This is a genomic window from Hippea sp. KM1, from assembly GCF_000526195.1.
Taxonomy (GTDB): Bacteria; Campylobacterota_A; Desulfurellia; order Desulfurellales; family Hippeaceae; genus Hippea.
In genome coordinates, this window is the sequence record NZ_JAFP01000001.1 from 1,497,975 (window position 1) to 1,522,069 (window position 24,095).

The following is a 24,095-nucleotide window of genomic DNA, read 5'->3' on the forward strand; positions in this document are numbered from 1 at the left end:
ACAAGCAGTGAAAGAGGTCGCTTTAAACGCTAACGGTTTTAGAAAGATAAAAAACCGCCTGGTTTGGATATACAACAAAGAGATAGAAAGACTGCCCAACGGTATTGAAAAAGGCCAGATATGCAAGCTAACATACAAAGGCAACCCTGTTGCTTTGGCCTTTGTTAACCCTTTAAGCAAGATAACAGCAAGGATCTTGAGTTTTGCAAACGAAGATATAAACGGGGATTTTATCAGGCTTAGAATAGAAAGCGCCATAAAAAGGAGAAGCCATATAAAGAACACAAATTCCCTAAGGCTGTTTCACTCCGATGCTGACGGATTAAGCGGTCTTGTTGTGGATAGATACGCAGACAACCTCGTTGTATCGTTTGATTCTGCGGGCGTCGACAGGTTAAAAGACAAAATAATCGAAACGCTCGTTGAGCTTATTAAGCCAAAGGGCATCTATAAAAAAGACAACCCGATAAGGGAAAAAGAGGGGCTTGCAATAGAAAGCCAAACCGTGTATGGACAGATAGATGATGAGTTTATTGTTGAGGAAAACGGCAGAAGATTCATAACAAACCTCAAGCAATCCCAAAAAAGCGGTTTCTTTTTAGACCAGAGGGATAACAGACTAAAGGTTAGCCAATACAAGGCAGATAGGGTTTTGGATCTATTTGCCCATTCGGGCGGCTTTGGCATCTATCTAAACCCAGAATTCGTCAAATTCGTTGAGATCTCAGCCGATGCCTGTCAAAGGATTAAAACCAACTGCTCCCTAAACGGAGTAAAAAATTACCAAATCATAAACGGTGATGTATTTGATTTTTTAAAAAACGAAACAGAGACATACGATATGATAATCATCGACCCACCGGCCTTTGCAAAAAACAGACACGCAGTAAAGGGGGCGTTTAAGGGTCTAAAATACCTTATAACAAACAGCCTAAATTTAGTGAAAGAAAACGGACATATTGCCGTATTTAGTTGCTCAAACTCCATCGGTTTTAAGGAGTTGCTAAATCTGTCTTTATCATCCAGTATCGCCTCAGGCTGTAAACTCGAGGTTGTGGAATTCCTAAAACAGGCCAAAGACCACCCCTATATACTAAACATCCCATCATCGCTGTATCTAACAGGACTGCTTTTGAAAAAGACATGATGAAGGCATTTAAGATAAGAATCGAGGGCATAGTCCAATCGGTGGGCTTTAGGCCTTTCATATACAGGCTGTTTAAAAACTGTTCAGGATGGGTAAGAAACAACTCCGATTTTGTGGAGATATACTTAGAATGCCCAACCACAAAAGAGAAAATCGAACAACTGATAAAAGCCAACAAGCCGGAAAACGCCAGAATCGACTCCATCCACACAGAGGAATTTGCAATCACCAAGAGGGCATTTAAGGATTTTTCTATTAAGGAGAGCTCAAGCAATAACACAACACCGTCCATACCACCGGATTTGGGCATATGCGATGAGTGCGCCAAGGAGTTGCTTGATGAGAAAAACAGAAGATTCCTCCACCCCTTCATAAACTGCACCAACTGCGGGGCAAGGTTTTCTATAATCACAGGCGCCCCGTATGATAGAGAAAAAACCACAATGAAGCATTTTACCATGTGCCAAAGCTGTAAAGAGGAGTATAACTCACCACATAACAGGCGATTCCACGCCCAACCCATATGTTGCAACGACTGCGGCCCGGATTACTTCCTCATAAAACAAAAAAGGGTTATAGCAAAAGGGATCGAGGCGATAAGAAAACTATCGGAGGTTCTATCAGAAGGTGGACTGGCTTTAGTTAAGGGCATCGGCGGATACCACCTATACTGCGATGCTTTGAATGAGAATGCTATAGAAAGAATCAAACAGATAAAAAACAGGGAATCAAAACCCTTTGCCGTAATAGCAAGGGACATAGATGTTTTGAACGATTACTGTTTTGTATCCGATACAGAGCTAAAGCTAATCAAAAGCCAAACAAGACCTATAGTCCTTTTAAGGCTCAAAAGCGAAAAACTCAAGGCGGCCACAATGGAAAGCCCATACCTGGGGGCTATGCTGCCGTATGCACCGCTCCATTTATTGATATTTCACTTCTCAAAACTAAAGCTCCTTGTGGCAACAAGCGCAAACTTCACAGAGAAGCCGCTAATCTATTCGGATAAGGATGCCCTAAACTTCTCAAAGACAGAATATATCCTGACAAACAACCGCAGAATCATACGCCCCCTTGAGGACTCCATAGTAAAATCTATAAACGATAAAAAGTTGATATATCGATACGCAAGGGGCTTTGCACCGGGGGTCTATCTAAGAAAGACAAAGCCCAATATATTGGCCGTTGGTGGTGATTTAAAAAACAACATAGCCGTATCACTAAAAGACAAGGTCATTCTATCCCAATACAGCGGTGATTTGGAGGAGTATGAAAACTATTTGAGGTTTAAGGAAAAAATCGAGGACCTCCTTGGCTTTTTCAAGGTAAAACCCGATATTGTTGCCTGCGACAAACACCCCAATTACCTCTCCTCAATCTATGCAGAGGAAAACTTTAAAAACACCATAAAGGTTCAGCACCACAAGGCCCATTTTGCATCGGTTCTATTTGAGCATCAAATTTCAAAGCCGGCCATAGGCGTTGTGTTGGATGGAACCGGATTTGGTGATGATGGGGCTATCTGGGGGGGTGAATTCTTTATCTATGATAGCAGAAGCATTGAGAGGGTCGGCCATTTCAGATATATGCCCTTTGCATTTACCCAGAAAGCCATAAAGGAGCCGTTCAGGCTTGCCATACTGTGGCTGAAACACCTAAATATCAACGACCACCCGTTATTTGAAAAATACACCCATATAACAAAAGTCCTCGGTTTTATAGAAAAAACGAAAACCACCTCTGCAGGCAGGCTGTTTGATGTTGCATCGGTGCTTCTTAGCATAAAGGAGAAAAGCTCATACGAGGCAGAGGCGGCCATAAAACTAAATTATGAGGCGTTCAAATCATCAACACGGGAAAGGTTCAGCTATACCATCAAGGACAATATCGTGGATTTTTCAGACTCTATTGCCCAGCTTGTGCAGTTAAGTAATAAAAAAAGCCGCTCGGATTTGGCAAGGATGTTCCACAACACCATAATAGAGGGCGTCTTTGAGAATATCAAAAACATCTCATCCTCATACGGCATAAAGACTACAGCCCTAAGCGGCGGTGTTTTTCAAAACGAGATAATCCTAAAAGGGCTTATAAGCAGGCTAACCGATAAGGGTTTTGAGGTGCACTTCAACAACACATCACCCATAAACGACGGCGGTATCGCTTTAGGTCAGATATGGCTTGCAAACAACGGTTTAAATATTTGACTGTAAGGGATTATAAGGATAAATTTGCTAAGTGTTGAAAAAACTCAAAGGGGGAGAAGGATGAAAGCCGTTATATGCGATGGATTTGGCGGAGTGGATGTTTTAAAAATAGCCGATGTGGAAAAACCAAAGCCAAAACCCAACCAGGTTTTAATAAAGGTCATGGCAACATCGGTAAACATGCCAGACATAGTACAAAGAAGGGGCAAATACCCGCCACCTCCGGGCGAATCAGAGATATTGGGTTTAGAGGTTGCAGGCGTAATAGAGGAGATAGGCAGCGAGGTTGAGGGATACAAAAAGGGCGATAGGGTAATGGCTCTGGTCGGTGGCGGTGGATATGCAGAATATGCCACAGCCTATGCAAGCCATTTGATACCTATTCCTGAATCGATGAGCTTTGAGGAGGCAGCCTGCGTTTGTGAGGCCTATATTACGGCATTCCTCAATGTCTTTATGATAGGCGGCATAAAGGATAACGACTATGTCCTATACCACGGCGGTGGCGGTGGTGTAAATACCGCAGCCATACAGCTAACAAGGGCACTAACAAACAATGTCAATATCATCGTCACGGCCTCGCCAAGAAAGATCGATAAGGTCAAAGAATTGGGCGTGGATCTGGTTATAAATTATAAGGAAAACCCCAACTTCTCAGACATCATAAAGGAGTACACCAAGAAACGGGGCGTTGACATCATTTTAGACCATGTCGGTGCAGCATACTTAGACCAGAACATCAAATCACTGGCATACGAGGGCAGGCTGATAATAATCGGTGTCATAAGCGGCATAAAGGCAGAGCTGAATTTAGGGCTTTTAATGGTAAAAAGGCAGAAAATAATCGGTTCTGTATTGAGGTCTCGCCCTGTGGAGAATAAGGCAGAGATAATAAAGGAGTTCAAGGAGAAAGCCATTCCCAAATTCGCAGACAGAACCATCGTTCCTATCATATACAAGGTCATGCCGCTTGAGGAGGTTGCAGAAGCCCACCAAATAATGGAAAAGGGCGAGCACTTCGGAAAAATCGTCCTTAAGGTTTCTAACTAAGGGGGAGGTTATGTGTCTTGGAATAGCCATGAAGGTTGTTGAGATATACGACGGTGGGTTAAACGGCGTGGTTGAGGCAGGCGGTGTTAAGCGCCACTGCTTTTTCCACATGATAGATAACCTGAAGGTCGGGGATTATGTTATAGTCCATGCCGGTTGCGCTATAGAAAAGATAGAAGAAAAAGAGGCCCAAGAAAACCTAAAACTCATAGAGCAATGCCTGTTGGGAGACCAGACAAGTGAGCAAGATAAAACTTGATGTTTATAACGATCCAGAGATTGTAAGAAAGCTCAGCAACTTCATAAAAAAGGAAGCCGCCAAGTTAGAAAAACCCATAAGGATTATGCACATCTGCGGCACCCACGAAAACTCAATCGTAAGGTTTGGCTTAAGAGACCTACTGCCCAAAAACATCACAGTCATTGCAGGCCCCGGTTGTCCTGTATGCGTCACAAGCTCAAGGGATATAGATGCCATAATAGAGCTTACCCTAAAGGAGGATATAAAGCTTCTGACATTTGGGGATATGCTAAAGGTGCCAGGCAGCAGGTTATCGTTTTTTAGGGCTAAATCCATGGGCGCTGACATAGAGATGATTTACAGCATATTTGACGGCATAGAGATAGCCAAAAAATCCAGCAAACCGTGTATATTCTTCGCCTGCGGCTTTGAAACAACAGCAGCGCCAACAGCAGCAGCCCTAAGGGATTTAGATATACCAAACAACTTCTATATTTACAGCGTGCATAAATACACACCAAACGGCGTATATGCCCTGCTTAAAAGCGGTAAGATCTCAATGGATGCGTTGATCCTTCCAGGTCATGCCTCAACCATATCGGGCCTAAAGACCTATGAGAGGTTTGCCGAAGGGTTTGGCTTACCTTCGGTTGCAGCAGGCTTTGAGGCTGCAGACATACTGCTTGCCATAGCCCTGATAGTAAAACAGATAAACAACAGAGAGGCAAAGGTGGAAAACGCCTACAACAGGGTCATAGAATACGAAGGCAATAAAAAGGCTCAGAAAGCAATAGATGAGGTTTTCTATCTTACAAGCTCCATCTGGAGGGGGCTGGGTGAGATAGAAAATAGCGGTTATGAGCTAAAAGACGAATACAAGAGGTTTGATGCAAAAGAGGAGTTTAACATCACATACACCGACGATTACATAGAACACCAGAAGGGTTGCAAATGCAACGAAATAATCCTGGGCAATCTAACGCCTAAGGACTGCCCCCTCTTTGGAAAAAGATGCACACCGTATGACCCGATAGGCCCCTGCATGGTCTCAGATGAGGGAACCTGTAAAAACTGGTATGATGGAGGTCTGTTTTGAACAGAATCGTATCGATAGATCACGGCTCAGGCGGCAAACTTACACTTGAGCTTATAGAGGAGGTATTCAAAGCAGAAAGCGGTCTGGATAGCGCCATACTGGGCGATATAGCCTTCACCACAGACTCCCACTCCATAAAACCGCTGTTTTTTGAAGGAGGCGATATCGGAAAGCTGTCGGTTGCAGGCACGGTAAACGACCTTCTCTGTGTTGGGGCAAAGCCGCTATATCTATCAACGGCATTTATCATAGAGGCAGGTTTTGAGATAGAAAAACTCAAAAGGATTGCAGAGTCCATAAGGAAAGAGGCCGAATCAGCAAGCGCAAAGATAGTCTGCGGTGATACAAAGGTTGTCGAAAACGGTAAGGGCGATGGGGTTTACATCAATACATCGGGCATAGGCAAAATAATAAGGCCCATAAAGGGAGACAATATAAAAGACGGCGATGTGGTAATCCTAAGCGGCACCATAGGGGAGCACGGCTTTGCAATCCTAAACCAGAGGGAAAACCTAAATTTGGATGTCAACCTAAAAAGCGATGTATCCCACTTAGCAGACCTTATCCTGCCCCTTATTGAGTCCGATGTGGATGTAAAGTTCATGAGGGATCCAACACGGGGCGGCCTTGCTATGTGTTTAAACGAGTTATGCTATAAGAGGGACTTCGGCTTTGAGATTGAGGAGTCCTTAATACCGGTAAGGGAGGATGTCAGGGTAATATCGGAGATTTTGGGCATTGAGCCGTATTATGCTGCAAACGAGGGCAAAATGGTGATAGTTGTATCGGAAAAAAACAAAAACAAGGCCCTGGATATATTAAAAAGCAATCCGAAGGGGGCAGATGCAAGCATCATTGGCAGGGTCAGTAAAAAACTGGCCGGCGATGTGGTTTTGAAGACGAGGTTTGGCTCATCAAGGCTATTGAAGATGCCCGTCTCGGATAAGATGCCCCGAATCTGTTAGATGTTAAAGGTCAACTTCTGGCTAAAAAGACTCATAAAAGAGTGGCTATTCCTATCCTCAACCATCGGCCTCATAATAACATCCATCTATCTAAAGAGGATTCCTGCATACACCATAGGGGATGTAGAGATCCTAACCGTTATCTTTCTATTTTTGGTAGTACTAAAGGGCTTAGAAAACACCCAAATACTTACAAAATTGGCCCAAAGCACCATAAAGGGGAGATTTATACCGCTAAAGATCATCCTCTTAACGGCTCTTCTGTCTGCATTTTTCACCAACGACATAGCGCTTTTGATGTTAATACCCCTAACGCTATCCCTAAATATAAAACACAAGGACATATTAGTAATACTCCAGGCAATCGCCGCAAATGCGGGCAGTGCAATCCTGCCAAGCGGAAACCCCCAAAATATGTTTATATACTGGTTTTACAAGCCATCACTAACGGAGTTTGTAAAAACTATATACCCCTTTAGCCTCTTTGGCGTATCGCTTCTTGCGGTATTCTGTCTATTCATAAAACCCGACTCCGAATCGAAGAGGATAAATCCAGAAATAAAACCAAATTACAAAGCCTATATTATACTGCTATTTCTTATGCTGGCCATCATATTGAAGATACTCCCCCTGTGGTTGGGATTGGTTGTGCTGGTGTATGCGGCTGTATTCGATAGGGAGGCCCTCAAGGTGGATTACTTCCTGATAGGCATATTCTTTGCCTTCTTTGGCCTAACGGATAACCTGAGGCATCTAATAAGCGTCTCATCAAACTTCAAAGACAGTGTAGTTGTCTTTTCATCCTTTTTGAGCCAGCTGATAAGCAATGTGCCCGCCACGCTATTTCTGGCCGATTTTACAGCAGACTGGAAGAGACTTTTGTGGGGTGTAAGCATAGGCGGCTATGGCAACCTCATCGGTTCTTTAGCCAACCTAATAGCCTACAGGATATACAAAACCCACAACCCTGAACATAAGGGCTTCCTTGTCGAGTTTCTTGTATTGGGCTATCTGTGGTTCTTTGCCTCGATACTCTTCTATATGTTTGTCGTCAGCTAAATCTAAAACCGTCCCTTTCTATGATCTCCATGAGGTTTAGGGCCAGATCGGGGTTTAACCCCCTCAACTTCTCATACTCCTTAAGCGCCCTGCTCTTATCCCCCATAACGATCCACAGGATGCCCATATTAAACAGGGTTGATGGATTGTAGGGGTCTAATTTCAAGGCGTGCTTAAAATACTTAAGCGCCTCATCAAAATTGCCCAACTCACCGTATACTATCCCCAAGTTTGAATAGACATCCGAAAGGGACGGGTCTATCTGTATAGCCTGCTTATACGCCTCTATGGCCTTGGAGTAATCCTCCTTAACCATATAGGCATTACCCATATTGGCATAGGCCTCAGCAAAATCCGGATCAAGCTCAATAGCCATGCTGTAAAACTCTATGGCCCTATCGCTATCGCCCGTTTCGTAATAGGCATTGCCGATATTCAAATACAACGAAGGGTCCGGCTCCTCAACCCTTATAGCCACCTCATTTAGGATATCTATTTCATCCTCAAAGAAACCGAATGTATGGTATATATAGGCCAATGTGTTATAGGCGTCGATGTTGTCGGGGTTAACCTCCAGCGCTTTCATGCAATACCTCTCTGCCTCTTCAAAATTACCCATCTGAGCATAGCAATAACCCAACTCAATATAAGCATCCTCAAAGGTCGGATTCTCCTTTACGGCATTCAATAAATACACAACGGCCTTTTTGTATTCCCCTTTATCGATAAGGTTTAAGCCCTTATGGTAAAGCACATCACTCAACTGCCTCATTGTTCTATTTATACCAAATTGAGGCTGTTTTTTAAACTCTATTTCTCTAAAAATGACATATTACTCTGTTATAATTTAAATAATAAGCGTTATAAGTAAATGAGATAGCAGACATCATAAAGAGCATAGTAAACAAGGTCGATGAAAATCCCAAGAACTCCTAACCTAATCGAAATCCATAAAGAGGGCCACAAACAAATATGTGCTTGATTAACAAAAGCGGGGGTTCCCTCCCCGCTATCTTTAATAAAAAACTTGACTAATCTTTTTTCATAGATAAACTTTTGAGTATGAATAAAATTGAAGAACTTTATAAGAATTTAGGGCAGATTGAGGATCTACCTGCCTTTCCGGCTATAGCGTTTGAGGTCATAAAGCTAACCAGAGACCCCAATACCACATCGAGAAACCTTGAGGAGGTTATAAAGAGGGATCCAAACCTTGTAAGCCAGATCCTTAAAATGGCAAATTCCTCGTTGTATGGATTATCAAGGGAGGTATCATCCCTAAATCATGCCATCAATCTGTTGGGTTTTGTGCAGGTCGAAAATATCGTCATGATCTCTGTTATACTATCCAGTGTTAAGAAATTGCCGCTGCATAAGAAGTTCAACAGGGATAAGTTCTTAGAGCACTCCTTTGGATGCGGCGTCACGGCAAAGATAATAAGCAACATATTAAACCTCAACTTCAGCTCCGCCGAGTTTAGCGGGGGCGTAATACACGACATAGGCAAGGTGCTCCTTGACCTTTATGCCCCGGATTGCCTGGACTTGATATTGGAAAATGCGTACAACAAGGGCATATCGTTTATAGAGTCGGAGATGGAGCTATACGGCATAAACCACTGCATGTTGGGGGCAAAGCTTTTATCCATCTGGGGGTTGCCAGAAGAAATCATAGACATAGTGGAAAACCACCACGACCCGACAAAGGCCCACAACAAATTGCTCGTAGCCACCGTTCATGTTGCAGATTTGTTGACTTACTCGGAAGGTATAGGTTTTGGCGGCAATTACGCCAAGTTCACACTGGAGGAAGATGAGGGGTGGCAGCTATTGATACACGAGGCCAACCTGAGCGAGGAGTTCGACTTGGCCTATTTTACATTCAAGCTATACGAAGAGATAGATAACGCAAAACAACTTTACTTTGAGGGGTCATAAAAAGTGCCAGAAAAGATGAATCCAAAAACCTTTGAGGAAATAAGGGAGTTTATATACAAAAAATCGGGTATATTCTTTGAGAAATCCAAGGAATACCTATTAACCAACAGATTAAACAAAAGGCTAAAGGAATTGGGCCTGAACACATTTGAGGAGTATCTGCAATACCTAAAATCACCAAAGGGTTCGCAGGAGTTAGCCCCCCTATTTGATGCCATAACGATAAACGAAACATACTTCTTTCGCCACATAAGGCAGATAGAGGCCTTCAGGGATGTAATAGTGCCGGAGCTCCTTAAAAAGAAACGCTCCATTACTGTCTGGAGTGCTGCCTGCTCCACAGGGGAGGAGCCATACACGCTTGTAATAGCCTTGATGGAAAAATACGGCCAAAATATACCTGCAAGGATACTGGCCAGCGACATATCGAACGAGGTTTTGGAGAAGGCCAAAGAGGGCATATACGGAGAATATTCGGTTAAGGAGCTATCGGCAGAATTAAAGAAGAAATACTTTGATAACGCCGGCTTTGGTAAATACAAGATAAAGGACTTTGTAAAGAGAAAGGTTGTATTCAAGAACATCAACCTAATGGATCCGGCCTTAGGAAGAAGGGTCGGTAAGATGGATGTTATATTCTGCCGCAATGTGCTTATATACTTTGATGCCAAATCCCGCCAAAGGGTTATAGATACCTTTTACAATGATATACTAAACCCTGGCGGCTACCTGTTCTTGGGCGCTACAGAATCCATATCCAGACTAAATACCAACTTTAAGCTCTGCCATTTCAAGATGGCAATAGCCTATCAAAAACCCGAATAGCATAAATAAAGATAAAATAAAAAGCGGAGTGAGCCTGTAAGCCGGGTTCTGTCCACCTGCCCTTGCAGGTTGGATGGCCATTTATCTGTGCGACCTACCCGAGAACCCCCAGGCCAGAGCCCGGCGGGCAGGGTCAACCCGTTGGGTTCTCCTATTTGGTCTTGCTCCGAGGCGGGGTTTACCGTGCCAGCGGATATTGCTATCCACTGCGGTGGTCTCTTACACCACCGTTTCAGCCTTACCGCGCCCTTTCACTGAAGGGCGCGGCGGTTTCTTCTCTGTGGCACTTTCCTTTGGGTCGCCCCAACCACCCTTTCGAGTGGCGCCTTGACCCTGATGGAGCCCGGACTTTCCTCCAGGCCCACTTAAGGGCCCGGCGGCCATCCAGCTCACTCCGCAACCATTAACTTAATAGAAAAATTACCTTTTTCAAGGGTTTACCAGCTCCAGCCCTCCTTTAAAAGCTGCCTCATAACGGGAAAGACCTTCTCATAGGTCCCCTCAAAATACCCCTTTACAACACCCTTCTCGCTAACATCAAAGTTTATACCCATATCCTCAAGGTGCCTCCTTAGCTGCTCCTCTTCCTTCTCATCTAAATCATCAGCATAAACATCCAAATAGCACCTGCCTTCCATGGACCACTTAGCTGCGTTATAGAAACCCATCAATCTTCTATGCTCATTACCATGACCGTGGGACATCTTACAACCTCCAACTAAACTTTTTTGTTTTGCCAATCATAATACTTTAATCTTTTCTTGTCAAATGAAGGCCTTAAGGGTCTATATATCGGGTCTTGTCTATGACATACGAGACAGCCTCCTCAACGCTATCTGTAATCTTAAACAAACCCAGATCGCTTTCCGATATATACCCCCTATCTGCCAAAAACCTCATAACATCAACAACCTTCTCCCAGAACTCACTCCCAAACAAAACCACTGGGAATCGGCCTATCTTGTCTGTTTGTATCAATACAAGACTCTCAAACAGCTCATCCATCGTGCCGTATCCACCAGGCATAACCACAAACGATACGGCATACTTCATAAAGGTAACCTTACGGGTGAAGAAATACCTAAAATCAAGCGGAAGGTTTACATAAGGGTTTAGCTTCTGCTCATGCGGCAGTTCAATATTCAGACCAACGGAAATACCGCCTGCCTCATGAGCGCCCTTATTTGCCGCCTCCATAATACCGGGCCCACCGCCGGTAATCACGGCATACCCTTCCTCAGCAAAGCGCTTTGCCATCTCATAGGCCTTCTTATAATAGAGATCATCCTCCTTGATCCTGGCGCTGCCGAACATGGCAACAGCCAGACCAACATCGTCAAGCTCCTCAAAGGCATCGGTAAAATCCGATAGAACCTTAAACAGGCGCCACAGATCCTTGTTTTTGTTTCTGTTCTCCAAAAACTCCTTTTGTATATCCTTCATCTATCTAACCACCAGAAATGCATTCTTCTCATCCCTTCTTAAGATGGCCTCCGTTGTGCTGCCCAACACCATCTCAAGAAGCTTGGACTTCGCATAAGCACCCATGCAAACAAGGGGTCTCTCCCTTTGGCTTATAAACCCCTCCAAACCATCCACAACAGTATCGCTTTCAACCATCCCCACACCGTCTATCTGAGGGAGAGGGGCCTTTGATTTGACATGGACACAACTTAGGTTTACACCAAAAAGCCTGGATAATTCCAAGGCCATGTTGTAAGCCCTCATGGACGGTTCCCTGGAATCCACACAGGCTATCACCTCTTTAAAGGTATAAAAGTGTTTCGGTGCAACGAACAGGGGCTTATGCACCCTTCTTAAAACGGTTTCTGCAACACCGCCCAATATACCCTTCTCATACTGCTCATTAACACCCTTCTTGCCTATAACAACCAAATCGTAATCCTTGGCAAGATCCACTATGACATTGGGAACAACCCCAAACTCCATATAGGATTTAAAATCAACATTGTATTCCTCAGCTATGCTTCTAAAGGCACTCAATATATTCTCGCCCTTCTGTTTCAAAACATCTCTGACTTTGGATGAAAAGTCTATGAAAGGCTCAAGCCCCAAAGCCCCGCTTATATCATACATGAACGGCCCTTCCAACTGGACTATGTCGATCACATGCAAACCCGTTATGTTTGCTTTAAGGGCCCTTGCAAGATATGCAGAAAACCTCATAACACTAACGCCGTAATCGCTTGAATCCACGCATGCAAGTATATTCTTAATCTCCATTGTCTCCCTCCATTATATTCTTCAATTCATCCTCGTTTATTACCTCTTTCGTTAACAATTCAGAGGCAAGCATCTTTAGCTTATCCTTATGGGTTAGAAGCAGTTCCTTCGCCTTTGCATAGCACTCACCCATGATTTTAGCCACCTCTTCATCAACCAACTGCTTGGTTCTCTCGCTGATCTTGTTATCCTGGCTTATTATACCCTCACTGGTTAAAAACCTACCACCAGACCTCTCCTCAAGGACAACAAGCCCTATCTCCTCATCCATACCAAACTGCGTAATCAACGCCCTGACAATATCGGTCGCCCTCGATAGGTCATTCTGAGCACCCGTTGATACACTGCCAAAGATAATCTCCTCAGCAGCCCTTCCACCTAAAAGCGTTACAACCTTATCCAGCATCTCCTCTTTTGTTAGAAGGTATTTATCATCCACAGGCAGCTGCTGCGTATAACCCAAAGCAGAAAGCCCCCGTGGTATAATGGATATCTTATGAACCGGATCGGCCCCTGGCAAAAGATAGGCGCATATGGCATGACCCGATTCATGGTATGCCACCCTCTTCTTCTCCTCCTCGGATATAACCTTATTCTTCTTTTTAAGACCAGCTATCTGCCTTTCGATAGCCTCCTCAAAATGCTCCATATAGACTGCATCCCTGTTTTCCCTTGCCGCCAACAAAGCCGCCTCGTTAACTATATTGGCAATGTCAGCCCCCACAAGGCCCGGGGTCATCTGCGCCAGCTTCTTAACATCAACATCCGGGCTGATCTTGATCTTTTTGATGTGAACCCTGAATATAGCCTCCCTGCCCTTCACATCTGGCTTATCCACTATGATCTGCCTATCAAACCGCCCCGGCCTTAACAGGGCTGGATCCAAAATCTCCGGCCTGTTTGTTGCAGCCATTATGATAACACCCTTGGATGAATCGAAACCATCCATCTCTGCAAGCAACTGATTTAGCGTTTGCTCCCTCTCGTCGTTGCTGGTTAATGAGTTAAATGCCCTGCTTTTGCCTATGGCATCTATCTCATCGATAAACACGATACAGGGGGATAGCTTCTTTGCCTCGTTGAATAGATCCCTTACCCTACTTGCACCAACACCAACAAACATCTCTATAAATTCAGAGCCACTTATGCTTATGAACGGAACCCCCGCCTCACCGGCTGTGGCCTTCGCAAACAGGGTTTTACCTACACCGGGTGCGCCGACCAACAAAACCCCCTTTGGCGCCCTTCCGCCCAACCTTTGGTATTTCTGAGGGTCTTTGAGGTATTCAACTATCTCCCGGATCTCCTGTTTTGCCTCATCTGCTCCTGCAACATCGGAAAATTTAACATCGGGCTTCTCATTCAGATAAACCTTAAATCGCCCCTTGCCAAAGCCAAACAGGCCACCGCTTGTGCCCCTCATCTTCTTTGTCATTAACCACCATATAAAAAACAGAAAACCAAAGGGCAAGATCCATCCGAATATGAGATTGGTCAACCATGTATTGGTTATCTTACCGGAAAAATCAACATGGTGAGCCTCAAGGTCCTTAATCAAATCCGGATCGTTAACCGCAACGGTGATAAACCTCCTCTTCTTGCCGTTTTTATCGATATAAATACCCTTTATGTATTTTTCAGATATACTGCAGCTTTTTACCTTGTCTTTGTTTATAAGTTCCTTGAATTGGGAATACGATATCTCCACGCTCTGCTGGGTTGTAAAATACTGATACATATAGAACATAAAAAACGCTATCAAAATGTATATCAGCAAAAACTTGGAAAAGTTATTAAAACCCTTTAATTGTTTATCGTTGTTATTATCCATAACTAATTACTTAGAAAAAATGGAGTAAATTTCACCATCCCGTGAAACAACAAACAGCTTCTTGTGGGCATAGAGCATGGGGCTGCTAAATTCATCCCCTAAATCCTTTATATCCATAATCCTGCCGCTTAGATAGTCCAGCGCCACCAATTTGCCCTCTTCCGAAAGCGCAAATACAACCTTACCCACAACCCTTATCGAATATATGTTGCCCTGCTCGCTCAGCCTCGTTCTCCATATGGTTTCTCCTCCACTCTCATCCAGGCAGCAGACAGCACCTTCCTGATCGGCTAAATACAGACCAAAAATACTCTTATCGAGGTTGGAGTATGTTGAAATCTTCCTCTTCCAGATAAGTGAACCGTCTTCTTTGCTTACAGCCTCTGTATATCCGTTTACGCTTGTTATATAAATCCTCTCTGTGCTGCCCTGCGGGGTTGTATCGCTGTCTATAAACATACTGCCCTCACCGACCTGAGCCTCCCAAACCTGATCCCCTCTATAGGAAACCTTATCCACGCTTCCATCATCAAAACCCACATACAACCCATCATCACCAAACAAGATGCCAGATACACCCCTTATATCCAGCATGTTATATTCACCATGCACATACTTCCACACCACCGCCAGATTATCCTCATTTAGGCAATAGAGTGTATCGTTTTCGAGGGTGATATAGAGTTTTCCACTCCTTGCGTATATACGCCCCAAAACGGGGAAACCAAACTGCCTTTTTGCAACAACCTTACCACTTCTTATATCCACCTTATAAAGCCTACCCTTGTTTGTCCCGACAAATAGATAACCACCATCGACTGCCACGGATGACTCTATCGGCTCATCATTAAACTCCACCACAAGCCTCTTTCTCTGCCTTGATGGGTCTATCTGATACACCTCACCATCCAAATTGCCCACATAGAGAAACCCATCTGCATATGTAAGCATGGCCTTATACCCAACATCACCCACATCTGCAATGGTGGAATACTCAAGTGGCGGTGCAAGCGGTTGTGAGAGCTTTTTATGCTCCTCCACCTTCAAGATCAAATGGTTAGAACTCGAACAGGAAAACAACAAAAATACCACAACAACAGAAAACAGGCTAATTATTCTTTTCATCATATCTCCTTCTTAAGAGTTTCTCTAACATCTCCTCCGCATACCTAAACGCCAGCTTAACCTCCCCATCGTTCATACCGCACCCTTTCAAGACAACCTCTGCAAACCTCTTTGTAATGAGATTGGAGGGGGAGTGCGTATCTGTATTGAGCATATATCTGACATTAAACTGCCTGGCCATTCTAAAGACATGCCCGTTGGTAAAGCTATGTCCACCCCTGGCGCTAATTTCCAAATAAACACCGTTTTCGGCTGCAAGCTGGGCATCGTCAGGCTCAATCAAACCGGGGTGGGCCAGTATATCGCAGCAGGCCTCGATGGCAGCCCTGTTGGTGCCAGAGGCCACAGGCTCCACCGGGCTTTCACCGTGCACAACAACAACCTGAGCCCCCAAGGCTTTGGCCTTACCTATGGCCTCCCCTATGAGCTGAGGGGGCACATGCGTAATCTCAACACCGTAAAACACATAAAGGCCAAAATACTTCTCAAGCCCATCGACAGCCTTTTTTAGGTTATCCAACACAAAGGACATATTGGAGAAATCCACATGGTCGGTGAATGCAATAGCCCTGTATCCTATATCCTTTGCCCTTCTTGCAAGCTCAGAGGGTATAAGCTCACCATCGCTAAACAGCGTATGCGTATGCAAATCAATCATAGCGAAATTTTAAGTTTTACACCCAACGGTGTCAAGCTTATTTATTGACACAAACTTAAGCTATAGTTATAATGCTTAAAAATTGGAAAAGAGGGGGTCGGCATTATGTCAAACGCGGAAAAGGATGTTCAAATAACACCAAACTATGATGATGTATTTAAGAACTTTGGAAGCGGAGACATAGTAAAAGGAAAGGTAATAGACATTAGAGGGGAAGATGTCTTCGTCGATATAGGCTATAAATCAGAGGGCATAATCAAGGCAAGGGAATTTATGGATGATGAGGGCAACCTCAATGTAAATATAGGCGATGAGGTCGAGGCCGTTTTCTTCAACAGAACGGATCCGGACGGATTTGAGATACTATCAAAGGCGGCAGCCGACAGAATCAAGGGGTGGAACAAGGTAAAAGAGGCATACAGGGAAGGCAAAACGATAAAGGGCAAGATAAACAATGTCGTCAATGGCGGTTTTACCGTCAAGATAGATGGATTCTTAGCGTTCTTACCCGGCTCACAGGTTGAACTTAAACCCATCAAGAATTACCAATCTTATGTGGGAAAGGAATTCGACTTTAAGGTTGTAAACATAAACGAATCAAAGAGAAACGCCGTATTGTCAAGAAAGGTGCTGCTTGAGGAAGAAGAAAGGATCAGGCAGCAGCAGCTGTGGGAGAAGATAAAAGAGGGTGCCGTATTAAAGGGGCGCATAAAGAACATAACCGATTACGGGGTTTTTATAGATTTAGGCGGCGTTGACGGCCTGGTGCACATAACCGATATGTCATACAGCAGGGTAAACCACCCATCCGACATAGTCAGCCTCGATGAGGAGGTTGAGGTAAAGATCATAAAGATAGAGGAAAGCGAAGGGAAAAAGAAGATATACTTAGGCATGAAACAGCTAACCAAGGATCCATGGGAAGACATAGAGGAGAAATTCAGCGTCGGCGATATAGTAAAAGGGAAAATCGTAAATATAGTGGATTATGGCCTGTTTGTTGAGATAGACAAGGGTATTGAGGGTTTGGTGCACAAAAGCGAGATAAGCTATGACAAATACCCACCAAAATTCGAAGAGACATACTCCATCGGCGATGAGGTGGAGGTAAAGATAACAAACATAGACAAGGAAAACAGAAGGATGTCCCTATCCATCAAGCAAACAAAGCCCTATCCATGGGATAATATAGACGAAAGATACAAGCCTGAGGATATAGTCGAAGGAACGATAACGGGCATAAAGGACTTCGGTGTATTTGTAAAACTGGAAGAGGGGGTTGAGGGCTTGATTCACGAAAACGACTTATCGTGGGATAAGGACGACAAACCCCAACTGAACATAGGCGATAAGATACAGGCAAAGGTTTTAAGCATCGACAAAGAGAAAGAGAGGATAGCCTTAGGCCTAAAACAGCTAACCAAAGACCCGTGGGAGGATATAGACAAGAAATACGCCCCGGGTGATGAGATAGAGGTTAAGGTTGTAAGCGTAAAGAACTTTGGGGCTTTCGTAAAGATAGACAAGGGCATAGAGAGTCTGGTGCCAAAAAGCGAGTTTAATAACTTACAGCCCCAGCCCAACACAACAGCAAGGGTTAGAATCATAAGGATAGAGAAGGACAAAAAGAGGCTTATATCAAGCTTTATAAACGACTAACATAAAAATTAATGACAAAGAAGATCATCATAACGGTATTTGTTATTGCTATACTGCTGTTTTTGGGAAATGTGGTTTATTTTGCCTTCAGGGTGCCCAATGTTGCCCTTTTATCCCTAAACGGTATAATTACACAGAACAGGGCCGATGAGCTCATAAGGGCAATAAAAAACATAGAGAAATCAAAAAACATAAAGGCCGTACTGATAAAGATAAACTCCCCCGGCGGTGAGGCCGTATCCAGCCAGAGGATATATCTATCGATAAGAAAGCTATCAAAAACAAAGCCGGTGGTTTCGCTTATAGAAACCACCGGTGCAAGCGGTGCATACTATGCCGCATGTGGCGCCAACAGGATCGTTTGCTATCCCGCATCCGTTGTGGGGAGTATAGGCGTTATCTTTGAAAGCATAAACATAGCCCAACTATCGAAAAAATTAGGCATAAAGGCATTTATAGTAAAAAGCGGCAAGCTAAAGGATGCGGCAAACCCCTTTAAAGAGCCAACGCAGAACGACAGGGAGATGATAAAAAGCCTTGTCGATGACATATACAACGAATTCTTAGAGGATGTATCAAAGAGCAGGGGGATACCCAAAAACAAACTAAAACGGTATGCCAACGGCGCGGTATATAGCGGAAAAACCGCATTAAAGATCGGATTGGTGGACTCTATCGGCGGAGAGGAAGAGGCAAAGATGTATATAAAAAAACTCGCCCACATCAAACACATAAGGTTTGAAAGATTCAACAACGACAGCCTGAAGGCTGCCAAGATTATAAAGGGCATAGGGTTTATAGATAACCTTGAATTACTCAAGATACCCTCTGTAAAAGCCGTATTTCAATGATAGATATAAACCTAATCAAAAACCAACTGCCCACAAAGATAGACCTGCCGGCTTCAATAAAGCTGAAGCAGAGGATTCTGATATTCTCCATTATAGGACTGGCCATACTCATGCTTCTGCCTGCAGGCTACTACACATCAAAACTGATAAAAACAACAAAGGCGCCTCAGAAAAAGATAACAGTTCAAAAAGAGGAACATATAGAAAGCAAACAAAAAGAGGAAAAAACTACAGAAGTAAAAGAACATAAAGAAGAACACAAGCAAAAACACCCGATTAACCACAAACAAAAAGAGACTGTCCATAAAGAGGAAAAACCCCTAAAAGCTGAAGAAGAACATCAAAAACCTGCACAAACGCATATAGCTTTACCGCCTCAGGATGCACTGTTTAAGATAGAAATTGCATTGGAGGATATACCCCAAAACACATTCAAGGACAACCTGTCGCAACTGCCGCCACTACCAAAAAGCCTAAAACCCCAGATACAGCCAAAGGACAACAAGACAACAAAAAAGGCCCCATCGCCGTTTTATGAGGTAAAAATAAAGACATACAGGGAGAAACAGCTCAAGGCGTTATTGAAAAAACTCAATGTAAGCTACAAGGAAAAAGCAAAAAAAATAAAAGCCTCAACAAAATACGACATATATGTTGGTGGCTTATACAGCTACCCAGATACGCTAAAATTCGCAAACATACTAAAAAGCAAGGGTTATAAGGTATATTCAATAACGAACATCAACCTGTTGTTTTATGTATGCGTAGATAAAATGGTGAACAAAAACAAGGCATACGCCTACAAAAAAGCGTGGTCTAAAACAAAATTCAAGATAATACTAAAGAAGAGATACACAAAGAAAACCCTCTATGAGTTCACATTCACAACAACAGATAAAACCATCATTAAAACCTTGAAAAAAAATGGCTTTTGGCCTATAATCAGGCTCATAAAGAACGGGGCGTAGCGCAGCCTGGATAGCGCACTTGAATGGGGTTCAAGTGGTCGGAGGTTCAAATCCTCTCGCCCCGACCATCTTTAATTCTTGTCGTAAAGTCATTTTCCGAAATTGGTAGTTTTTAACAATCAGGGGTTAACATCGGTTTTTATACCCTATTTATACCCTAACTTTTGAAAATGCTTTCCTTATAGCTTTTTAAAAAACGCTTATCCCACTTTTTGGGATGTATGTAGTTTTATAGGCTCAGATGAGAGTTGCCAGAATGCCCCTGTAGGGGGCACTATGCGATGCAGGTGGAACAGAAGGCGTATGCGCACCCAAAAGCCGAACCGCCGGCATTATAAGTTGTGTATGCCGTGGGCAAGCCACACAAAGCACATAAATGTAAAGAAGGCTGCAGGCGGTCGCCCGTTAAGAACCAATGTCTAAAACCCCGGGGGGCCAAGCCCCGATGGCAACATTAATTACATCCCATTACATTTATTTATATTAAACCAAACAATCAATCGCTATTTTCTCCCCTCAAACCGTATAGTTGGCCTTAAGTTGCTTACTTAGCTGTATTTATTATTCTGTAATATTTTTTAATTTATTATTGATTTTTCCTCTCTTAGTAGTAAAATGGCCAGGGTGAACAGGGATTCTTGTTTAACCCAACAATCTTTTTGAGGGGAGGTATTATGAATGCCACTATTCTGGTTATCGTAGGCTTGATAGTATACATAGTGTTCTATAAAGCCTACGGAGGATTCCTTCAAAAATCTATAGTTGGTAAATCAGACCAAGAGGTTCCATCAAAAAGGCTTTTCGACAATGTGGATTATGTGCCTGCAAACAAATATGTCTTATTCGGCCACCATTTTGCATCTATTGCGGGTGCAGCACCCATTGTGGGACCGGCAATTGCCCTTGCATGGGGATGGCTTCCGGCTCTTCTGTGGGTTTGGTTTGGAAATGTATTTATAGGAGCCGTGCATGATTATCTATCATTGATGAGTTCAGTAAGATACGATGGGCATTCTGTTCAGTGGGTGGCAGGAAGGGTCATCAAAAAGAGGACCTCTTACATCTTTGCATGGTTCATCCTGTTTGTCCTTATACTCGTTGTTGCAGCCTTTGGAGCGGTTTTAGGTGGGATCTTTGTAAAGCAACCCGCAGTGCCTACAGCCTATTTCTTACAGATAGCCTTTGCTTTGGTGCTGGGTTTTGTCATGTATAAGATGAAAGCTAATTTTGGTATATCAACAATCTTAGCAATAATACTTCTGGCCATCTCTATAATCGCGGCCAGATATTATCCCTTCCATGCATCCTACAAAACCTGGATGATTGTGTTTCTGGTATACATAATCATAGCAGCAGCCCTGCCTGTGAACATCCTGCTTCAGCCGAGGGATTATATGAATGCATGGCTTCTGGTATTTGGCCTATTTTTGGGAGGTATAGCGGTAATATTGGCATTTAAGCCCATGACAATACCACAGGCCACCATGTTCTCTGCTCCTATTATCGGCGGCCAACCCACACCCTTCTGGCCTGCCATACCGCTAATTATAGCATGTGGTTCATTGAGCGGATTCCATGCACTTGTCGCAAGCGGAACAACCTCAAAACAGTTGGCCGATGAGGTTGAGGGATTATTTATAGGATATGGCTCCATGCTTACAGAGGGATTTTTATCCACGCTTGTCATTTTATCTATAGGAATAGCAGGTATGGGTATAGTGGGCGCAGACAAGGCAAAAGAGTTAACATCGACAGCAACCTATTTTGGAACACACTATATCGGTGTAATGAAGGCAAATGGAGGCCCTGTAGGCATATTTGCAAAATCCTATGCCACCGTAGTCAACGGAGTATTAGGCATACCGAAAGCCTTTATGATAATATTGGCGGCTATGTGGGTGGCATCATTCGCCATGACAACCCTGGATACCACAAATAGGCTGGCAAGATACACCTTTGCCGAAATACTTGAACCGCTCAAAGACAACGCAAAGGGATTGTATGAGTTATTTACAAACAAATGGGTAGCCTCGTTTATACCGGCGGCCATAGGAATTGGTCTTGCCTGGAGTGGGGAATGGAAGGTCATATGGCCTGCCTTTGGTGCTGCAAATCAGATGCTTGCCTCCATTGCTCTATTCACGGCAGCGGCCTGGGTTATGAGGGTTCAGAAAAAACCATCCTGGCCTGTATTTGCCCCTGCAATATTCCTGTGGATAACCGTTACACTTGCAATGGTGTGGTATCTAATAAAGGTAATACCTGTGTTTATGCACAAAAACCCTGTTCAGGCATACACACTCGGTGCAATAATGGTTATTATGCTAATTCTAAACCTCATTCTCATTTACGATTTCTCAAAGCCTGACAAAACCCAACAGTTTGTTAAAGACAATGCTTGAGGGGTTTTTGAAGAATTTAGAAGCATTCATAGAAGGCTTTAAGCAGCAGAGCACATCGGCCATAGAGCTTCAGCTGCATGAGATGGAAAATGCATTTGCACTTGTGTGTTTCGGATCCCTGATGGGCATGCCATCCCCTCCGAGCTATCTGGGGATGGCACTGCTGCCCTATTTAGAGCATGAAATAAAGGTTATGATATTCAAATCGGAAAGATTGGATGACAAAATTGCCGAATTCTTTGATTTGAGTGATATATGAAAAACATAATATTCTTTTTAGGCAAAGGCGGAACAGGCAAGACAACATCCTCTGTAGGATTTGCTTATTACCTGGTAGACCAAGACAAAAGCGTTTATCTTGCCTCTATTGACCCTGCACACAATATAGGAGACATAATCTCAAACAGCAATCTAAAAGGTCCAACGAACATCTATAAAGGGCTATACGCAGAGGAGATAGATACGGAGTTTTACCTAAAACAGTTCATAAACACCACAACAAAGAGAATGAAGGAAACCTATAAATACTTACAAATTATAAACTTAGACTCAATGCTCGATATAATGAAGTATTCACCCGGGATGGAAGAATACGCCATAATGTACGCACTAAAAGACAAAATAGAATCGAACTTAGACAAAGATTACATAATCATAGATACACCACCAACGGGTCTAATGCTAAAGATATTTGCTCTACCCATAACATCAAAGATGTGGATAGATAGACTAATAAAATGGAGGAAAAAAATCATACAAACAAGGGGGGCAATAAAGAACATAAACCCCAAAGCTATAGACGATGAGCTTGCAATAACCGAAGAAGACGATAAGGTTTTAAAAGAGCTGGGGCTGCAATCACAAACGGTGGAGTTTCTTCTTAACCTGCTAAGGGATAAAAACAAAACAAAAACGGTTATTATAACCAACGAGGATAGCCTCTCTTTAAGCGAAAGCAAAAGGATCATAGAAGGGCTCAATCATCTATCCATACCATTAAACTTAATTGTGTTAAACAAAAAAGGCTTAATGAACAAACCTGAAAACTTAGAAAATCACTTCAATGTCGATATGGTAGAAGTGCCATTTATAGAAAATGCAACAAATATAGAGAACATCAAAAAGCTATGTCAGGTCTGGGCTAAAAGGGTGTTGGATGAATAGCACATACATAACAATTTTTATAGGCGTAAGTGTTGCCATAAGCCTGGTATACATTGCAGGATACAAGAAAAATATAAAGATAATGAAGGAAATGGCAAAGAGCTTAGAGGCTGCACTAAATCCGAAAGACAAGCTTTATACCTACTTAGGTGGGGTTTTGGGCTTCTCAGCTGAATACAAAGTAAACGGATTCAAGAAGGTTTTTGTTAATCTAAGGCTCATACCACGACAAAGCATACTTTATCTGCCTTTTATGTTTATAACCAGCGGAAAAGACAGCCTGCAGATCATGTTCTATACGGAAAAACCCATAATAGGAGAATTCCACATAATAAAAGAAGGCCCATTAAAGCTTACAAAACCCAAAATATACAACAGGGGGAAACTAAAAAAAGAAACGGCAATAATAGATAATAGAAAATACGAAATACTCAAGGATTCAGACAAATACTCAAACTTCAAAAATCTCATAAAGCTATTCAACACCAAACACTTCAACCACCTCGCCATTACAAAAGAAAATAGTATTGTTTACATAAACCTGCTCTTTTATAGAGTGAATTATAATGAACTTGAGAACTCTCTTAAAAAAACAGCAAATTTCATCAAAAGTTCTATCTAATTAAAAAACAATTGAATTCAGCCAAATTTTATTTATACTTCTTTTC

General features: G+C 43.0%; 24 protein-coding genes, 1 tRNA gene and 1 other RNA gene. 18 read left to right on the forward strand and 8 right to left on the reverse strand.

Going from position 1 to position 24,095, the window contains the following annotated elements; translation table 11 throughout:
• Positions 1–7: 7 nt before the first annotated feature.
• The 7 genes from D891_RS0107610 to D891_RS0107640 are packed head-to-tail and all read left to right on the forward strand — an operon-like array spanning position 8 to position 7,762.
• Positions 8–1,147, forward strand: coding sequence for a class I SAM-dependent rRNA methyltransferase (locus D891_RS0107610; RefSeq protein ID WP_025270528.1), 1,140 nt, complete (start codon positions 8–10; stop codon positions 1,145–1,147).
• Positions 1,147–3,351: a carbamoyltransferase HypF gene (gene hypF / locus D891_RS0107615; RefSeq protein WP_025270529.1), complete on the forward strand. Its 2,205-nt coding sequence runs from the start codon at positions 1,147–1,149 to the stop codon at positions 3,349–3,351. The genes D891_RS0107610 and hypF overlap by 1 nt, the downstream gene beginning before the upstream one ends.
• A gap of 60 nt (positions 3,352–3,411) precedes the next feature.
• Positions 3,412–4,401 carry an NAD(P)H-quinone oxidoreductase gene (locus D891_RS0107620; protein ID WP_025270530.1) on the forward strand — a complete coding sequence of 330 codons (990 nt, stop codon included), beginning with the start codon at positions 3,412–3,414 and terminating at the stop codon, positions 4,399–4,401.
• A gap of 10 nt (positions 4,402–4,411) precedes the next feature.
• Entirely contained in the window at positions 4,412–4,660 is a 249-nt protein-coding gene (locus tag D891_RS0107625) for a HypC/HybG/HupF family hydrogenase formation chaperone (protein ID WP_025270531.1), read from the forward strand.
• Positions 4,641–5,738, forward strand: a complete 1,098-nt coding sequence (hypD, locus tag D891_RS0107630) for a hydrogenase formation protein HypD (protein WP_051453577.1) — start codon at positions 4,641–4,643, stop codon at positions 5,736–5,738. The genes D891_RS0107625 and hypD overlap by 20 nt, the downstream gene beginning before the upstream one ends.
• Entirely contained in the window at positions 5,735–6,703 is a 969-nt protein-coding gene (gene hypE, locus D891_RS0107635; protein WP_025270533.1) for a hydrogenase expression/formation protein HypE, read from the forward strand. The genes hypD and hypE overlap by 4 nt, the downstream gene beginning before the upstream one ends.
• A complete protein-coding gene (locus D891_RS0107640; protein ID WP_025270534.1) occupies positions 6,704–7,762 on the forward strand; it encodes an SLC13 family permease in 1,059 nt (352 codons plus the stop codon).
• Here the strand turns inward: D891_RS0107640 and D891_RS0107645 are convergent.
• Complete coding sequence (locus tag D891_RS0107645; RefSeq protein ID WP_084042343.1) at positions 7,755–8,534, reverse strand: tetratricopeptide repeat protein; 780 nt, start codon at positions 8,532–8,534, stop codon at positions 7,755–7,757. The two genes, D891_RS0107640 and D891_RS0107645, sit on opposite strands and share 8 nt — an antisense overlap.
• Positions 8,535–8,824: 290 nt before the next feature.
• Here D891_RS0107645 and D891_RS0107650 point away from each other — a divergent pair, with 290 nt between their 5' ends.
• Complete coding sequence (locus tag D891_RS0107650; protein ID WP_025270536.1) at positions 8,825–9,700, forward strand: HDOD domain-containing protein; 876 nt, start codon at positions 8,825–8,827, stop codon at positions 9,698–9,700.
• Between the two features lie 3 nt (positions 9,701–9,703).
• Positions 9,704–10,525 carry a CheR family methyltransferase gene (locus tag D891_RS0107655; protein ID WP_051453578.1) on the forward strand — a complete coding sequence of 274 codons (822 nt, stop codon included), beginning with the start codon at positions 9,704–9,706 and terminating at the stop codon, positions 10,523–10,525.
• A gap of 21 nt (positions 10,526–10,546) precedes the next feature.
• Here the strand turns inward: D891_RS0107655 and rnpB are convergent.
• The 7 genes from rnpB to D891_RS0107690 form a co-directional block, all read right to left on the reverse strand.
• An RNA gene (rnpB, locus tag D891_RS09655) (RNase P RNA component class A) lies at positions 10,547–10,921 on the reverse strand.
• 41 nt (positions 10,922–10,962) lie between these two features.
• Positions 10,963–11,229 carry a hypothetical protein gene (locus D891_RS0107665; protein ID WP_025270538.1) on the reverse strand — a complete coding sequence of 89 codons (267 nt, stop codon included), beginning with the start codon at positions 11,227–11,229 and terminating at the stop codon, positions 10,963–10,965.
• 73 nt (positions 11,230–11,302) lie between these two features.
• Positions 11,303–11,968 (reverse strand): TIGR00730 family Rossman fold protein, encoded by a 666-nt coding sequence (locus D891_RS0107670; protein ID WP_025270539.1) that lies wholly within the window; start codon positions 11,966–11,968, stop codon positions 11,303–11,305.
• Positions 11,969–12,769: a universal stress protein gene (locus tag D891_RS0107675; protein WP_025270540.1), complete on the reverse strand. Its 801-nt coding sequence runs from the start codon at positions 12,767–12,769 to the stop codon at positions 11,969–11,971.
• Positions 12,759–14,600 carry an ATP-dependent zinc metalloprotease FtsH gene (gene ftsH, locus D891_RS0107680; protein ID WP_025270541.1) on the reverse strand — a complete coding sequence of 614 codons (1,842 nt, stop codon included), beginning with the start codon at positions 14,598–14,600 and terminating at the stop codon, positions 12,759–12,761. The genes D891_RS0107675 and ftsH overlap by 11 nt, the downstream gene beginning before the upstream one ends.
• A gap of 6 nt (positions 14,601–14,606) precedes the next feature.
• Positions 14,607–15,725 carry an outer membrane protein assembly factor BamB family protein gene (locus D891_RS0107685; RefSeq protein ID WP_025270542.1) on the reverse strand — a complete coding sequence of 373 codons (1,119 nt, stop codon included), beginning with the start codon at positions 15,723–15,725 and terminating at the stop codon, positions 14,607–14,609.
• Positions 15,709–16,383 (reverse strand): histidinol phosphate phosphatase domain-containing protein, encoded by a 675-nt coding sequence (locus D891_RS0107690; RefSeq protein WP_025270543.1) that lies wholly within the window; start codon positions 16,381–16,383, stop codon positions 15,709–15,711. The genes D891_RS0107685 and D891_RS0107690 overlap by 17 nt, the downstream gene beginning before the upstream one ends.
• A gap of 105 nt (positions 16,384–16,488) precedes the next feature.
• On the opposite strand from D891_RS0107690, the gene D891_RS0107695 reads away from it, so the two are divergent.
• The 9 genes from D891_RS0107695 to D891_RS0107730 all read left to right on the forward strand — a co-directional run bounded on the left by D891_RS0107695 (position 16,489) and on the right by D891_RS0107730 (position 24,049).
• Positions 16,489–18,042 carry a 30S ribosomal protein S1 gene (locus D891_RS0107695; RefSeq protein WP_025270544.1) on the forward strand — a complete coding sequence of 518 codons (1,554 nt, stop codon included), beginning with the start codon at positions 16,489–16,491 and terminating at the stop codon, positions 18,040–18,042.
• A gap of 11 nt (positions 18,043–18,053) precedes the next feature.
• Positions 18,054–18,893 (forward strand): signal peptide peptidase SppA, encoded by an 840-nt coding sequence (sppA, locus tag D891_RS0107700; RefSeq protein ID WP_025270545.1) that lies wholly within the window; start codon positions 18,054–18,056, stop codon positions 18,891–18,893.
• On the forward strand, positions 18,890–19,861 hold the full coding sequence (locus D891_RS09740) for a hypothetical protein (RefSeq protein ID WP_025270546.1): 972 nt from the start codon (positions 18,890–18,892) through the stop codon (positions 19,859–19,861). The genes sppA and D891_RS09740 overlap by 4 nt, the downstream gene beginning before the upstream one ends.
• A tRNA-Pro gene (locus tag D891_RS0107710) sits at positions 19,852–19,929 on the forward strand. The genes D891_RS09740 and D891_RS0107710 overlap by 10 nt, the downstream gene beginning before the upstream one ends.
• A 208-nt stretch (positions 19,930–20,137) precedes the next feature.
• Complete coding sequence (locus tag D891_RS09875; RefSeq protein WP_156919082.1) at positions 20,138–20,284, forward strand: hypothetical protein; 147 nt, start codon at positions 20,138–20,140, stop codon at positions 20,282–20,284.
• Positions 20,285–20,535: 251 nt separating this feature from the next.
• Positions 20,536–22,263, forward strand: a complete 1,728-nt coding sequence (locus tag D891_RS0107715) for a carbon starvation CstA family protein (RefSeq protein ID WP_025270547.1) — start codon at positions 20,536–20,538, stop codon at positions 22,261–22,263.
• A 7-nt stretch (positions 22,264–22,270) separates the two neighbouring features.
• Positions 22,271–22,522 carry a hypothetical protein gene (locus D891_RS0107720; protein ID WP_198014814.1) on the forward strand — a complete coding sequence of 84 codons (252 nt, stop codon included), beginning with the start codon at positions 22,271–22,273 and terminating at the stop codon, positions 22,520–22,522.
• Positions 22,519–23,427, forward strand: a complete 909-nt coding sequence (locus D891_RS0107725; protein ID WP_025270549.1) for an ArsA family ATPase — start codon at positions 22,519–22,521, stop codon at positions 23,425–23,427. The genes D891_RS0107720 and D891_RS0107725 overlap by 4 nt, the downstream gene beginning before the upstream one ends.
• Complete coding sequence (locus D891_RS0107730; protein ID WP_025270550.1) at positions 23,420–24,049, forward strand: hypothetical protein; 630 nt, start codon at positions 23,420–23,422, stop codon at positions 24,047–24,049. Before D891_RS0107725 ends, D891_RS0107730 begins: the two co-directional genes overlap by 8 nt.
• The last annotated feature ends 46 nt before the right edge of the window (positions 24,050–24,095 follow it).

Bases quoted from the DNA above. Each gene is read 5' to 3' on its own strand.
- D891_RS0107695 (WP_025270544.1), top strand. From the start codon at position 16,489: ATGTCAAACGCGGAAAAGGATGTTCAAATAACACCAAACTATGATGAT.
- D891_RS0107670 (WP_025270539.1), bottom strand. From the start codon at position 11,968: ATGAAGGATATACAAAAGGAGTTTTTGGAGAACAGAAACAAAAACAAG.
- D891_RS0107625 (WP_025270531.1), top strand. From the start codon at position 4,412: ATGTGTCTTGGAATAGCCATGAAGGTTGTTGAGATATACGACGGTGGG.
- D891_RS0107675 (WP_025270540.1), bottom strand. From the start codon at position 12,769: ATGGAGATTAAGAATATACTTGCATGCGTGGATTCAAGCGATTACGGC.
- D891_RS0107685 (WP_025270542.1), bottom strand. From the start codon at position 15,725: ATGAAAAGAATAATTAGCCTGTTTTCTGTTGTTGTGGTATTTTTGTTG.
- D891_RS0107665 (WP_025270538.1), bottom strand. From the start codon at position 11,229: ATGTCCCACGGTCATGGTAATGAGCATAGAAGATTGATGGGTTTCTAT.
- D891_RS0107730 (WP_025270550.1), top strand. From the start codon at position 23,420: ATGAATAGCACATACATAACAATTTTTATAGGCGTAAGTGTTGCCATA.
- sppA (WP_025270545.1), top strand. From the start codon at position 18,054: ATGACAAAGAAGATCATCATAACGGTATTTGTTATTGCTATACTGCTG.
- D891_RS09875 (WP_156919082.1), top strand. From the start codon at position 20,138: ATGCGATGCAGGTGGAACAGAAGGCGTATGCGCACCCAAAAGCCGAAC.
- hypF (WP_025270529.1), top strand. From the start codon at position 1,147: ATGAAGGCATTTAAGATAAGAATCGAGGGCATAGTCCAATCGGTGGGC.
- D891_RS0107645 (WP_084042343.1), bottom strand. From the start codon at position 8,534: ATGAGGCAGTTGAGTGATGTGCTTTACCATAAGGGCTTAAACCTTATC.
- D891_RS0107725 (WP_025270549.1), top strand. From the start codon at position 22,519: ATGAAAAACATAATATTCTTTTTAGGCAAAGGCGGAACAGGCAAGACA.
- D891_RS0107650 (WP_025270536.1), top strand. From the start codon at position 8,825: ATGAATAAAATTGAAGAACTTTATAAGAATTTAGGGCAGATTGAGGAT.
- D891_RS0107690 (WP_025270543.1), bottom strand. From the start codon at position 16,383: ATGATTGATTTGCATACGCATACGCTGTTTAGCGATGGTGAGCTTATA.
- D891_RS0107715 (WP_025270547.1), top strand. From the start codon at position 20,536: ATGAATGCCACTATTCTGGTTATCGTAGGCTTGATAGTATACATAGTG.
- D891_RS0107640 (WP_025270534.1), top strand. From the start codon at position 6,704: ATGTTAAAGGTCAACTTCTGGCTAAAAAGACTCATAAAAGAGTGGCTA.
- ftsH (WP_025270541.1), bottom strand. From the start codon at position 14,600: ATGGATAATAACAACGATAAACAATTAAAGGGTTTTAATAACTTTTCC.
- D891_RS0107620 (WP_025270530.1), top strand. From the start codon at position 3,412: ATGAAAGCCGTTATATGCGATGGATTTGGCGGAGTGGATGTTTTAAAA.
- D891_RS09740 (WP_025270546.1), top strand. From the start codon at position 18,890: ATGATAGATATAAACCTAATCAAAAACCAACTGCCCACAAAGATAGAC.